This window comes from Methanobacteriaceae archaeon (assembly GCA_029219465.1).
Lineage (GTDB): Archaea > Methanobacteriota > Methanobacteria > Methanobacteriales > Methanobacteriaceae > Methanocatella.
The window spans coordinates 1-12,165 of the sequence record JAQXTL010000018.1 but is presented as its reverse complement, the minus strand read 5'-3'; the positions used below and the strand labels follow the sequence as shown (position 1 = coordinate 12,165).

The following is a 12,165-nucleotide window of genomic DNA, read 5'->3' as shown; positions in this document are numbered from 1 at the left end:
ATATGATCATTAATACCTGCATCAGTAGCATTAAAATCACTAACATCACTAGCAAAAACAACATTCGCACTTAAAAAAACAGCACAAACAACTAACAATGCCAAAAACTTACTAAAATTCAAAAAAAATTAAACCTCCAATTAATCCTAATATAATCTACAATAATATATACTTACTAAAATATATAAAGTTTACGTATGCCTAAATTTTATAGTATTAATTAACAATACATGAAAAACATGAAATTATTTTAACAAGATTAAACCTTAATAATAATATGAAAGCATTAATAAGTAATGATGATGGAATAACTGCTTCAGGAATTTTAGCTTCAAAAATGGCTGTTGAAGATTTATGCGAAACATGTGTAGTTGCACCAGAAACACAACAAAGTGGAATTGGACATGCTCTAACCTTATTTGAACCATTAAGAATAAATGAACATGTTTTAAGAGATGGAAGTATTGGATATGGTGTAACAGGAACCCCAACAGATGCAGTAACAATCGGATTATTTGAAATAATGGATGAAAAACCAGACATAATGATTTCCGGAATAAACACCGGATTTAACATTGGAAAATCAGAATTAACAACCTCTGGAACTTTAGGAGCTGCATTGGAAGCTGCAAGTTTTGGAATTCCAGCAATAGCTATTTCTCAGGAAGTAACTCAAGATTCTGTTAAATTTGAAAATGGAAAAGTAGACATCGACTTTGATTTTGCAGGAAAAATGCTTAACAAAATTGCAAAAATCGTGTTAAAAAAAGGATTACCTGAAGGAATCGACTTATTAAATGTAAATATCCCAGAAAAACCTACAGATGAAGAAATCGAAGTTGCAACTCTTGGAGATAGAATGTATTCACCAATAGTTGAAAAAAGAAACGATCCTCGTGGAAAGCCATATTATTGGATTAATGGTAATCTTTACCAAGATAATAAACCTGGAAGTGACAGTTACGAATTAATAAATAAACAAAAAACTACAATAACTCCATTAAAAATCGATTTAACTGGAGATATTGACTCAATAAAAAATTGGTTAAAGTAAAATACTTATAAATTTAAATCTTTAAGTATTTTATCTCTTTCTTCTCTTAATTCATTTAAGATTTTTTCATCACTGCATCCATCTTTTTTTAATTGTGCTATTGTACGAGTAATAGCTTCTAAATTACTTTCTAATTGATTAATTGCCATAATATATAGTATAAATGTTAAACTATATAAAGATGAAACATCAAAATAAGTGTATAATAATCAAGGATTGAAGAATATGAGTCAAGATAAAGATAACGTAAATAAAATGTTTAAACAATTTAAAAATAAGTATGTAACTGTTGATTTAAGAGGAGATTACCAAAGCGAAGGAAAAATAATCGCAATTGACAATTACTTAAACATCATCCTTGAAAATGAAAATGGTTTAGAAACCGTCAAAGGCGGAAATATTATTTTTATTAGTATAAAAGAAGAATAAGTTATGAAATATTAACTTCAATACCCAATATTTCTTCTTTTCCATTATAAACATCCATCGCTATTTGAGCAGCACCAATAGCTCCTGATTCTTTTGAAACTACTTTTAAAGGATATTTGTTTTTGAAATATTTGTTAATTTCATCTTCAAAGTTAAACGGTTCAGTTGCACTTCCAATAGAACCTGTAAGTACAATTCCTTCAATTTCGTTTTCACATACAACATCAAGACCTGCAATTTCCATTGCAACAGTCATGATTAAAGTATTAATAGCTAAAATAGCTTTTTCGTCTCCGTTTTTATAATTTTCCAAGAGAATATCTTTCATATTAGCTACTTTAGTGTCAATATCAGCTATTTTAACTGCTCCTGCATGTGAGAAGCATTCATTAGCAGATAATCTGCCTTCATCAATATCTCTAATCATTTCAAGATCAATTGGTCCGTGAACTACACCCATAGCACCTAAACATGCATCCATTGCACCTTTAATTTTTCCATCTTCAATAAGAATATCCACACTATTGGATGATATGTCTGCTACAATAAAATTAGACCAACCTGTTTCTTTATAAGCATTATAACAAATACTTACTTTTTCCGGACTAGCCTGATGAGAATAAGCAGCTCTAAACAATTCATTTAATGAGTCTGAATCTTTGTGAAGTCCTGGAATCATGATTGAATCAATATCTAAAGATTCCAATTCAGAAAATACAGAAGTTCCACCACCAGTAACTTTTCCAGCTCCATTAATGGATAAAATTCCTCTATTTTCAACTTTAGCAGTTGGTAAAATCTGGTTTATTCCATCACCCATTGCATAAGTAATAGCCATTAATTTTACGCTGTCTAAGTCAACACGTTTCATTATTTCTTCAGTTGCTGAAACCAAACCTTTTTTACTTTCTTCTCTTCCAATCTTAAAAACTTCGATTACTTCGCCTTCATCAGACATTATGCAAAAAGAGATTCCAGTAGTTCCATGGTCCATCCCAATAAATACCATGATTACCACACTATAAAATAAATAATTTAATAAAAAAATAGTAAAAGGGATTAAAAAGATTTAATCATCTTTTTGTAATCCACAAGCTTTTCTTAATCTTTCACCGACGATTTCAATTTCTTTTCTACCTTCAGCAGCTCTCATTTCTTTTAAGTTAGCTCCGTCAGTAGCATTTTCATCAGCAAATTGTTTTTTGAAAGTTCCATCTTGAATTTGTTTTAAAGCAACTTTCATTCCTTCTTTTGCTTCATCAGTAATAATGGTTTTTCCTCTGGTTAAACCACCGTATTCTGCGGTGTTACTTACATCGTTCCACATTCCAGCAAATCCTTTTTCATAGATTAAATCTACGATAAGTTTTACTTCGTGACAGGTTTCAAAGTAAGCAATTTCAGGTTGGTAACCAGCTTCAACTAAAGTTGTGAATCCTGCGTTGATTAATTCAGTTACTCCACCACATAAAACAGTTTGTTCACCGAATAAATCAGTTTCAGTTTCTTCTTTGAAAGTAGTTTCTAAAACACCAGCTTTGGTTAAACCACATGCTTTTGCCATACCTAATGCAAGTTGTAAAGCGTCTCCAGTTGCGTCTCTTTCAACTGCAACTAAACCAGGAATACCAAATCCTTCTTCGTAAGTTCTTCTTACCATGGATCCAGGTCCTTTAGGTGCAAACATTACAATGTTTACATCTTCAGCAGGATTAATTAATCCAAAGTGGATGTTGTAACCGTGAGAGAATGAAATAGTATTTCCAGATTCGACATAAGGAGCAATTTGTTCATTGTAAACTTTTTCTTGAATTTCATCAGGAAGTAAAATGTGAATGATATCAGCTTCTTTTGCAGCATCTTCGATAGTTTTTACAGTCATGCCATCTTCTTTAACTAAGTTCCAGGAACTTCCGTTTTCTCTTACACCTACAATGACATTAGCACCACTATCAGCCATATTTCTTGATTGTGCTCTTCCTTGAGAACCGTATCCGATAACAGCAACGGTTTTTCCTTCAAGAGCGTCAGTATTTACATCTGCATCATAATACATTTTCATAAAATCATCTCTTATTTATATAATAAAATTGAATTTGAGAATATTAAAAAATATTCAATACTATATTTATTTTCTCAAATATAATAAAGTTTATGTTGATAAAAAAAATAGAATTAGATGGATTTTAATAACCATCTACTAAAACTTTTAACTCACCAGATACAATGTCAATAATAAGACCGTGTACAGGTACATCAGGGATTAATGGGTGGTTTTTGATTTTTTCTACAACGTTTTTGACGTTTTCTTCTTCATCATCAAATCCGCCAATCCATTCAGCTAAGTCATATTTAGCAATATCTTCTTCTTTAATGCCTCTTGCAAGCATTTTTTCTTTTAAAGCATTGACATCTGCACCAGCCATACCACATTCAGTGTGACCTACAACTAATACTTCTTCAGCACCGAGATTGTATAAAGCTGCTCCGATTGATCTAATAGCATCTTCGCCAACAATGGAGTTTCCTGCGTTTCTTACAATTTTAGCGTCTCCTCTTTTAAGACCTAAAGCAGGTTCGAAAAAGTCAATTAATCTGCAATCCATACAAGTTAAAATAGCTAATTTTTTTTGTGCATGGTGAGACATTTCTTCGCCGTCAAAGTTTTCAACAAAATTCTTATTATCTTCTAAAATATTTTCCAATATAGTCATTTTATACACCCCTAGCCATTGCGGTAAGGCCGGTTCTTGAAATCTTTTTGATTCCATAACCTTTTATCAAAGATATAAATGCATTAATTTTTCCCATATCTCCAGTAAGCTCAATAATCAATGTTTCTTCTGAAATATCGACAATTTTTGCTCTAAAAATATTAGTATATTGCATTATTTCAGCTCTCGCCTTTTCATTAGGAACATGGACTTTAATAAGACATAATTCCCTTTTTACAGCATTTTTTGTAATATCTTTAATCTTGATAACGTCAACTAATTTATGTAGTTGCTTTGTGACTTGCTCAAGGCCTTTTTTATCAGCATTTACAGTAATTACCATACGAGATAGTCCTTCTACTTCAGATACTCCTACTGTAATACTATCAATGTTGAAGCCTCTTCTATTAAATAGACCAGCAACTTTTTGTAAAACCCCTGGTTTATCTTCTACTAATGTGGAAATAACATGATATTCATTCATATTTAAATCACATCCTTTTCAAGTTTATATTCACCAATCATCTCATTAATTCCTGCTCCAGGTGGAAGCATAGGTAATGCTTCTTGTGAATCAATAACGACATTTAATAAAATTGGTTCATTATCCTTGATTGCAGAAGTTAATGCTTCTTTAGTTTCACCAGGTTTTGTAATTCTAGCAGCATTTACACCAAAACTTTCTGCTAATTTAACAAAGTCCGGACTATTACCCAATAAGGTTTGGGAATGTCTTCCTTCGTATAATAAACTTTGCCATTGATATACCATTCCTAAAGTTCTATTTTCTAAAACAACGGCAATAACTGGTAAATCGTATTCACGAATTGTAGCTAATTCCTGACAAACCATTAAAAATCCACCGTCTCCGTTAATGGATACAACAGTATCTTCAGGACAAGCTACTTTAGCACCAATAGCTGCAGGGAATCCGAATCCCATGGTTCCAAGTCCACCTGAAGATATGAATTTACGTGGCTTTTGAGTTTCAAAGAAATGTGCCGCCCACATTTGATTTTGACCTACATCAGTTGTTAAAATTGAATCAGGAGTTAATGATTCTGCAATCTCCTTAATAACTGTTTGAGGTTTAAGAGGAACATCACTATATGTTACTCTTGGACGTAATTCTTGTTTTTTCTCTTTAATCATATTAGCCCAATTAATTACATCACTAGATACTTTATAATCATCAAAAAGACCATTTAATGAAGTCAATACATTGTATGCATCACCTACAATAGGTAAATCTACATCAACGTTTTTGCCAATCTCTGCAGGATCTATATCAATATGAATAACTTTAGTTGAAGGAACGAAACTGTCTAATCTACCAGTAGTTCTATCAGAAAACCTAACTCCGATAGCAATTAATAAATCAGATTCGTTAATATAATCATTTGAGACTTTCCTACCGTGCATACCAAGCATACCTAATGCCAAATCATCGGTCTCATCAATAGCTCCTTTACCTAAAAGGGAAGTCATAACAGGAGCATTAATAGTATGTGCAAGTTTTTTCAACTCACAGCAAGCCCCAGAGATAATAACCCCAGCACCAGCCAAAATCATTGGCTTTTTAGCTTCTTTAATCATTGAATAAGCTTTTTTAATCTGTCTAATATTTCCTTTAGTAGTTGGATTATAACCTGGTGTCTCAATTAATGAATCATCAAATTTAGTTAGTTCCCCTTCCTGAACTTCTTTAGGAACATCAATAACAACTGGACCCGGTCTTCCACTGGATGCTATTTCAAAACTTGATTTGATCATGGAAGGTAATAAATCCGGGTTTTTTGATTGGAAACTATGTTTAGTAATAGGCATAGTAATTCCGATGATGTCCGCTTCTTGGAATGCGTCATTTCCAATTAAATGACTAGGAACCTGCCCTGTAATAGCAACTATTGGAGAAGAATCCATATATGCTGTAGCAATACCTGTTACAAGGTTTGTAGCACCAGGGCCTGAAGTTGCCAAACACACTCCCACACGACCAGATGCTCTTGCATATCCGTCAGCTGCATGAGCTGCGCATTGTTCGTGTCTAACCAATATATGATCCATATCTGCATCATATAACATGTCATAAAAAGGGATGGTTTGTCCGCCAGGATAACCAAATATTGTTTTAACCCCCATATTTTTGAGGGACTCAATTATTGCTTCTCCGCCTCTCATTTTTAAAACCTTTTTTATCTATTATAATTTAAATTATGAATATAAAAATATATATAATTATGGAATATAAATTAATGTATTCAAATTGTGTTGATAGTATGGATATAATGAAATATATTTGCCACAGAAAACCTGAGAGAAGTTTCTTTATTAAAAATCATCAGTTTCCAGTTTGTGCAAGATGCACTGGGTTTTACACAGGATTGGCCGTTTATTTAATTTTCAATTTCTTTTATCCGCACAATTATAATTTAAATATGCTTATAATTTCCATAATTCTAATGATACCTACCGGTGTGGATGGATTTACACAATATTTTGGTTTAAGAGAAAGTACAAATAAATTAAGATTTATAACCGGATTTATAGGAGGAATCGGGTTAATAATATTTATGAAAACAATTATAAGAGGGATAATTTATGTTTTGTAGAAACTGTGGGGAAGAAAACATTGAAGAAGCAATATTTTGTAAAAATTGTGGAACAAAACTAAGAGAAGAACCTAAAAAAGCAGAAATAATCGAACAAACAGAATACCAAAGTACTGATTCTGGAAGTAACAATACACTTTGCTGTTGTTTATTCATAATTGTGATTTTTTTAATTTTTGCAATCCTCTAACTTAAAAAAAAGAATATAAAATTATAGATTAAATAGATTTCTCAATGAAAATTTTTTCCTCTCACAGGAAACGGAACTTTTTTTATTTGAATGATACTGCCTGCATTCATCACAAAGGCCGTGAAACTCACATTTCTTTTTTCTGCAAGGTCAATTTTCATTGCGACATTGAAAAGTCATATTTAATCCTTCAAATAATAGTATAAAACAGCTTTTTGAGCATGTAATCTGTTTTCTGCTTCATCAAAAATAACAGATTGAGGTCCGTCAATAACTTCACTAGTTACTTCTTCTCCTCTAATTGCAGGTAAACAGTGCATGAAAATAGCTCCATCATTAGCCATACTCATTAAATCGGAGTTTACTTGGAATGGTGCAAAATCAAAACTTCTTTGTTTTGCTTCTTTTTCATCACCCATACTTACCCAGACATCAGTATAAACTACATCAACATTTTCTAAAGCAACACCAATATCATCACTTACAACAATTTCAGTATTGTTTTCATCAGCGTATTGTTTTGCAGTTTTTAGGATTTCTTCAGATGGTTCGTAGCCTTTTGGGCAAGCAACAGACATATCCATACCAAGGAGTGGAGCAATTAATAAAAGGGAGTTACATACATTGTTTCCATCTCCAACAAAACAGATTTTTTTACCTTCCCAGTCGCCAAGATGTTCTTTGATTGTTAACATATCAGCTAATGCTTGGCAAGGGTGTTCTAAATTAGTTAATCCGCTAATAACCGGAACATCAGAATGTTTAGCTAATTCAATTACATCATCATGTTCTATAGCACGAATCATTATTCCATCAACGAAACGGCTTAAGACTTTTGCAGTATCTGAAATTGGTTCTCCTCTACCCATTTGTAAATCATTAGAAGATAAGAAAATTGCTCTTCCACCTAACTGATACATTCCTACATCAAAGGATACTCTTGTCCTGGTTGATGATTTTTGGAAAATCATTGCTAAAGTTTTATCTTTAAGTGGTTTTTCTTCCATTTCACCTGCTTTAATCTTAGAAGCTAAATCTAAGATATACTTAACGTCGTCTTTAATGTCTGTAACTGATAATAAACTATCCATTATAATCCCCTTTATATTATAAAAATATCTATTTATTAGTAATATATATTAAAGTTATCTATAATCTTTCGATATAAAGTGTATTTAACAAATAAGATAGTTTAGATTAAACAATCAAATAGATTAATCAAGTCTAAAAAGAAATCATCATTTAATAATGATAAATAAAATAAAAAGAAGAAAAAAAGAAATTTAGTTTAAAATTTCTTTCATGTGTTCAACACGTTTGTTTACAAGAGCGGTTGTTCCGACGTCTTTTCTGTGGTAAACATTACCTTTAACGAATTTACAAGCTTCTTCAGCTATTTTTTCAGCTTCTTCAATAGAATCTCCACTAGCTACAATACCTAATGCTCTTGAGCCAGATAAGTGGATTCCATCATCTTCAGCAGATACTGCTGCATAGAATACTTTAGCACCTAAGTTTTCAATAGCTTCTTCATCAACTTCGATTAATTCACCAGCAAATTCAGTTTCAGGATATCCGTCAGGTACAATGTATTTACATACACTAGCTTTGTTTTCAAATTCAACTTTATCCAAGTTTCCATCAACAATAGCTTGACAGACATCAACTAATGGAGTTTTAAGTAATGGTAATACATTCATTGCTTCTGGATCTCCGAATCTTGCATTGTATTCAATGAGTTTAGGTCCATCAGCAGTTAACATAAACTGACCGTATAAGATACCTTTGTATGGTTCTGCTTCTTTAGCAATTGCTTTTAAGGTAGCTTCCATGATTTTTACTGCTTTATCATAATCTTCTTGAGTTAAGAATGGTAATAATCCACCAACATCAGAGTATGAACCCATACCACCAGTAATTGCACCTACATCTCCTTCAAATGCGTGAGGGTGATCTTGTGCTGCAGGCATTGGAGCTAAGTGTTCTCCATCACAAAATGCTTGAATGGTAAATTCTTCTCCGATTAATCTTTCTTCAATAATTACTTGAGCAAATCCACCCATTACATTATCAATAACTTCACATGAGTATTCTTTTGCTTCTTCATTATCTTTTAAGTGGTCACCAACAATTTTTACTCCTTTACCACCAGTTAAACCAACCGGTTTTACTACAACATCTCTGTCGAATTCATCTAAAAATTCTGATACATCTTTAGAATTATCAAATACTTTATAAACAAGAGATCCCTCGATTTCGTAGTCTTCAAAGAGTTTTCTCATAAATGATTTGTCAGTTTCGATTCTTGCTGCACTTTGGGTTGGTCCAACACAGCTAATTCCATTTTTTTGAAGTTCATCTACGATTCCTTTTCCAAGAGGAGCTTCAGGACCAATAAATGCGATATCAATATCATTTTCAACTGCATATTGAGCAACTTTTTCAACTTCTCCCTCATCGCCTTGTTTATATTCAGCGAATTTGGACATTCCAGGATTTATTTTACTCATGTAACAGTACAATTCAACATCATCTTTTAAAGCATCAGCAATAGCATGTTCACGAGCACCAGTACCAACAACTAAAACCTTCATAATATTAGTCTCCTATTAGTTTATAGTTATGTTTGTGAAAATATTTATATATTAACACTTGCATATACAAGTGTATAATTGCATATGCAAGAGTGAGGAAAACTATGGAAAAAAATTCAAATATAGAAATGATTACAGGAGACCCTAAAAAGGCGATTAACAAATTAGCACTACCTATTATTGCAAGTATGCTTTTAATAATGGCAAACAATATTATCGACAGTATATGGGTAGCAGGACTTGGTGCAGAACCACTAGCAGCACTTGGATACGTTACACCACTATTTATGATACTTATTGGAATTGGAAACGGAATAGGAGCTGGTGGTAATTCATTAATTTCAAGATATATCGGAGCGGAAAATCATAAATCTGCAAATAACGCAGCTATTCACAACTTTATCTTAGGAGTAATAATATCAATAGCTGTTTCAGCTATTTTACTCGGATTATTAAAACCATTACTTATTGTAATGGGTGCAGAAGCTGTTTTAAGTTATGCAATGGAATATGGTATTGTTATTTTTTCATTTTCATTTGCAATGTTACTTCCACCAATCTTTGGAGGAGCATTTAGAGCAGAAGGTGATGTTAAAAGAGCAACTCTCCCATTAGCAATCACTGCAATAACAAACATGTGTATAGACCCAATTTTTATTTATACTCTTAATTTAGGGGTTGCAGGTGCTGCATGGGCAACAGTAATTGCACATATATTTTCAGTTGGAGTAATACTTTACTGGATGTTTATCAAAAAAGATACTTACCTCAAATACAACCGTGAAAACTTTAAAAATGATTTTGGAATGTATAAGGACATTTTAGTTGTAGGTATTCCTGCAAGTTTAGAGCAGTTAATCTTATCTGCATTAACCATTGTTGTAAATTTAATGCTTACACTTGTATCCGGACCAGTTGCAGTAGCTGTTTATACCGCAGGTTGGAGAATCGTAAACATTGGTATGCTTCCAGCTATTGGAGTTGGAACAGCAGCAATCTCTGTTGCAGGAGTTGCATACGGATCTAGAAAATATGAAAACTTAAGAGTTACAGCAAGATATGCAGTTAAAGTTGCATTAATAGCTTCAATAGTAGTTTGTATACTATTATACGTATTTGCAAATCAAATTGCAGTTATATTTTCATACTCCCAAAGCAGTGCTCATTTAGCGCCTTTAATTGCAAGTTTCATGCAGATTATGTGTTTATTCATTTTGTATGTTCCATTTGGGGCAAGTGCAGGAAATGTATTCCAGGGTGTTGGAAAAGGAACAATATCATTTATCTTAACAGCATTTAGGGAATTCGTATTAGTGTTAATCTTTGCATATGTACTTGGATTTACACTCCACATGGGAGAATTTGGAATATACTGCGGAATGCTTTTAGGTGGAGGAATTGGATCTTTAATCTGTTATGCATGTATTGAGCTATATATTAAAAAGTTAATAAGAGGAAAAGAAAATGGCTCTTGAAGATAATGAAATAACCGCACCATTTATTTCACTAATACATAGAGAACATGCAAAATACATTAACGAAAATGTAAAAGAAGATGGGTTAAGTTTTGGCCTCCATCCTCTTTTAATTGTAATAGACAAAAAAGATGGAATAAGCCAGGAACAGCTTGCAGAAATATTTCATTTAAATGAAAGTACAGTAGCAAGAAACCTTAAAAAACTTGAAGAAAAGGGATTTATTGAAAGAATAAAAGATAAAAGAAAAAAAATAATTAAAACAACCCCTAAAGGTAAAAAAACCGCACAAAAAGTCATAAACCATGATAAAATATGGGATGAAAGACTAAAAGAAAACCTAACTGACGAAGAATATGAAACTTTCTTTAAAACCCTTAAAAAAATATGCGAGAAGTTAATATGAACGAAACCATCAACAACCTAAAAACAAGAAGAAGTATTAGAAAATTCAAAGACAAGCAAATATCAGATGAAGACTTACAAGCCATTTTAGAAGCTGGAACCTATGCTCCAACAGCATTAGGAATGCAATCTCCTAAAATTATCGTAATTCAAAACCCAGAAACTATAAAAGAGTTTTCTGACTGGAACAGAAGCTATTATCCAATTGATGTTCCTGATGACCTTGACCCTTTTTATGGTGCAAAAACAATATTAATTGTCTTAGCAAATGGAAAAATGCCAACATTTGTTGAAGATGGGGCTAGTGTAATTACTACCCTTGTAAATGCTGCTCATGCAGTAGGTGTTGGATCATGCTGGATTCACAGAGCACGTGAAGAATTCAGTAGCGAAAAAGGAAAAGCTCTTTTAAAAGAATGGGGAATTCCTGAAAAATACGAAGGTGTGGGACACGTAGCACTTGGTTATCCGGATATGGACTTGCCTAAACCACGTCCAAGAAAAGAAGATTTCATCCACTATGTGGATTAATTTTTTTATTTTTTTTAAAATGAGGATGTGACACGAAGTCACAATTTTTTCTAATTTTAATTGTTTTATTTTTCTTTAATTTTATATACTATGAAGTACAATCGTTTATTATAGATATTAATATTTATGGTTGTTTTATTCATGGTTTTAAAAGATGATAA

General features: G+C 32.3%; 15 protein-coding genes. 7 read left to right on the top strand and 8 right to left on the bottom strand.

What is annotated here, in order from left to right:
- Positions 1-277: 277 nt before the first annotated feature.
- Positions 278-1,054: a 5'/3'-nucleotidase SurE gene (surE, locus tag PUD86_08175; GenBank protein ID MDD6777255.1), complete on the top strand. Its 777-nt coding sequence runs from the start codon at positions 278-280 to the stop codon at positions 1,052-1,054.
- Between the two features lie 5 nt (positions 1,055-1,059).
- Here the strand turns inward: surE and PUD86_08170 are convergent, their stop codons facing one another.
- Positions 1,060-1,203 (bottom strand): hypothetical protein, encoded by a 144-nt coding sequence (locus tag PUD86_08170; GenBank protein MDD6777254.1) that lies wholly within the window; start codon positions 1,201-1,203, stop codon positions 1,060-1,062.
- Positions 1,204-1,279: 76 nt separating this feature from the next.
- Between PUD86_08170 and PUD86_08165 the strand changes: the two genes are divergently transcribed.
- Positions 1,280-1,483, top strand: coding sequence for an LSM domain protein (locus tag PUD86_08165; protein MDD6777253.1), 204 nt, complete (start codon positions 1,280-1,282; stop codon positions 1,481-1,483).
- A 1-nt stretch (position 1,484) separates the two neighbouring features.
- Here the strand turns inward: PUD86_08165 and PUD86_08160 are convergent, their stop codons facing one another.
- The 5 genes from PUD86_08160 to PUD86_08140 form a co-directional block, all read right to left on the bottom strand.
- A complete protein-coding gene (locus PUD86_08160) occupies positions 1,485-2,492 on the bottom strand; it encodes a methanogenesis marker 12 protein (protein MDD6777252.1) in 1,008 nt (335 codons plus the stop codon).
- Positions 2,493-2,552: 60 nt separating this feature from the next.
- A complete protein-coding gene (gene ilvC, locus PUD86_08155; protein MDD6777251.1) occupies positions 2,553-3,545 on the bottom strand; it encodes a ketol-acid reductoisomerase in 993 nt (330 codons plus the stop codon).
- Positions 3,546-3,669: 124 nt separating this feature from the next.
- Entirely contained in the window at positions 3,670-4,197 is a 528-nt protein-coding gene (locus PUD86_08150; protein ID MDD6777250.1) for a carbonic anhydrase, read from the bottom strand.
- 1 nt (position 4,198) lies between these two features.
- Positions 4,199-4,681 carry an acetolactate synthase small subunit gene (ilvN, locus tag PUD86_08145; protein MDD6777249.1) on the bottom strand — a complete coding sequence of 161 codons (483 nt, stop codon included), beginning with the start codon at positions 4,679-4,681 and terminating at the stop codon, positions 4,199-4,201.
- A gap of 2 nt (positions 4,682-4,683) precedes the next feature.
- Complete coding sequence (locus tag PUD86_08140) at positions 4,684-6,378, bottom strand: acetolactate synthase large subunit (GenBank protein ID MDD6777248.1); 1,695 nt, start codon at positions 6,376-6,378, stop codon at positions 4,684-4,686.
- Between the two features lie 98 nt (positions 6,379-6,476).
- Between PUD86_08140 and PUD86_08135 the strand changes: the two genes are divergently transcribed.
- The gene (locus tag PUD86_08135; protein MDD6777247.1) at positions 6,477-6,809 is read left to right on the top strand and encodes a DUF2085 domain-containing protein; all 333 of its coding nucleotides are present in this window, start codon (positions 6,477-6,479) and stop codon (positions 6,807-6,809) included.
- Positions 6,799-6,999 (top strand): zinc-ribbon domain-containing protein, encoded by a 201-nt coding sequence (locus tag PUD86_08130; GenBank protein ID MDD6777246.1) that lies wholly within the window; start codon positions 6,799-6,801, stop codon positions 6,997-6,999. The genes PUD86_08135 and PUD86_08130 overlap by 11 nt, the downstream gene beginning before the upstream one ends.
- Positions 7,000-7,181: 182 nt before the next feature.
- Here the strand turns inward: PUD86_08130 and argF are convergent, their stop codons facing one another.
- Positions 7,182-8,090, bottom strand: a complete 909-nt coding sequence (gene argF, locus PUD86_08125; protein ID MDD6777245.1) for an ornithine carbamoyltransferase — start codon at positions 8,088-8,090, stop codon at positions 7,182-7,184.
- A 192-nt stretch (positions 8,091-8,282) separates the two neighbouring features.
- Positions 8,283-9,593, bottom strand: a complete 1,311-nt coding sequence (purD, locus tag PUD86_08120; protein MDD6777244.1) for a phosphoribosylamine--glycine ligase — start codon at positions 9,591-9,593, stop codon at positions 8,283-8,285.
- A 104-nt stretch (positions 9,594-9,697) separates the two neighbouring features.
- Here purD and PUD86_08115 point away from each other — a divergent pair, with 104 nt between their 5' ends.
- The 3 genes from PUD86_08115 to PUD86_08105 are packed head-to-tail and all read left to right on the top strand — an operon-like array spanning position 9,698 to position 12,004.
- A complete protein-coding gene (locus PUD86_08115) occupies positions 9,698-11,068 on the top strand; it encodes an MATE family efflux transporter (protein ID MDD6777243.1) in 1,371 nt (456 codons plus the stop codon).
- Complete coding sequence (locus tag PUD86_08110) at positions 11,058-11,474, top strand: MarR family winged helix-turn-helix transcriptional regulator (GenBank protein ID MDD6777242.1); 417 nt, start codon at positions 11,058-11,060, stop codon at positions 11,472-11,474. Before PUD86_08115 ends, PUD86_08110 begins: the two co-directional genes overlap by 11 nt.
- Complete coding sequence (locus tag PUD86_08105) at positions 11,471-12,004, top strand: nitroreductase (GenBank protein ID MDD6777241.1); 534 nt, start codon at positions 11,471-11,473, stop codon at positions 12,002-12,004. The genes PUD86_08110 and PUD86_08105 overlap by 4 nt, the downstream gene beginning before the upstream one ends.
- Positions 12,005-12,165: the final 161 nt, after the last annotated feature.

Bases quoted from the DNA above. Each gene is read 5' to 3' on its own strand.
- surE (MDD6777255.1), top strand. From the start codon at position 278: ATGAAAGCATTAATAAGTAATGATGATGGAATAACTGCTTCAGGAATT.
- PUD86_08170 (MDD6777254.1), bottom strand. From the start codon at position 1,203: ATGGCAATTAATCAATTAGAAAGTAATTTAGAAGCTATTACTCGTACA.
- PUD86_08165 (MDD6777253.1), top strand. From the start codon at position 1,280: ATGAGTCAAGATAAAGATAACGTAAATAAAATGTTTAAACAATTTAAA.
- PUD86_08160 (MDD6777252.1), bottom strand. From the start codon at position 2,492: ATGGTATTTATTGGGATGGACCATGGAACTACTGGAATCTCTTTTTGC.
- ilvC (MDD6777251.1), bottom strand. From the start codon at position 3,545: ATGAAAATGTATTATGATGCAGATGTAAATACTGACGCTCTTGAAGGA.
- PUD86_08150 (MDD6777250.1), bottom strand. From the start codon at position 4,197: ATGACTATATTGGAAAATATTTTAGAAGATAATAAGAATTTTGTTGAA.
- ilvN (MDD6777249.1), bottom strand. From the start codon at position 4,681: ATGAATGAATATCATGTTATTTCCACATTAGTAGAAGATAAACCAGGG.
- PUD86_08140 (MDD6777248.1), bottom strand. From the start codon at position 6,378: ATGAGAGGCGGAGAAGCAATAATTGAGTCCCTCAAAAATATGGGGGTT.
- PUD86_08135 (MDD6777247.1), top strand. From the start codon at position 6,477: ATGGATATAATGAAATATATTTGCCACAGAAAACCTGAGAGAAGTTTC.
- PUD86_08130 (MDD6777246.1), top strand. From the start codon at position 6,799: ATGTTTTGTAGAAACTGTGGGGAAGAAAACATTGAAGAAGCAATATTT.
- argF (MDD6777245.1), bottom strand. From the start codon at position 8,090: ATGGATAGTTTATTATCAGTTACAGACATTAAAGACGACGTTAAGTAT.
- purD (MDD6777244.1), bottom strand. From the start codon at position 9,593: ATGAAGGTTTTAGTTGTTGGTACTGGTGCTCGTGAACATGCTATTGCT.
- PUD86_08115 (MDD6777243.1), top strand. From the start codon at position 9,698: ATGGAAAAAAATTCAAATATAGAAATGATTACAGGAGACCCTAAAAAG.
- PUD86_08110 (MDD6777242.1), top strand. From the start codon at position 11,058: ATGGCTCTTGAAGATAATGAAATAACCGCACCATTTATTTCACTAATA.
- PUD86_08105 (MDD6777241.1), top strand. From the start codon at position 11,471: ATGAACGAAACCATCAACAACCTAAAAACAAGAAGAAGTATTAGAAAA.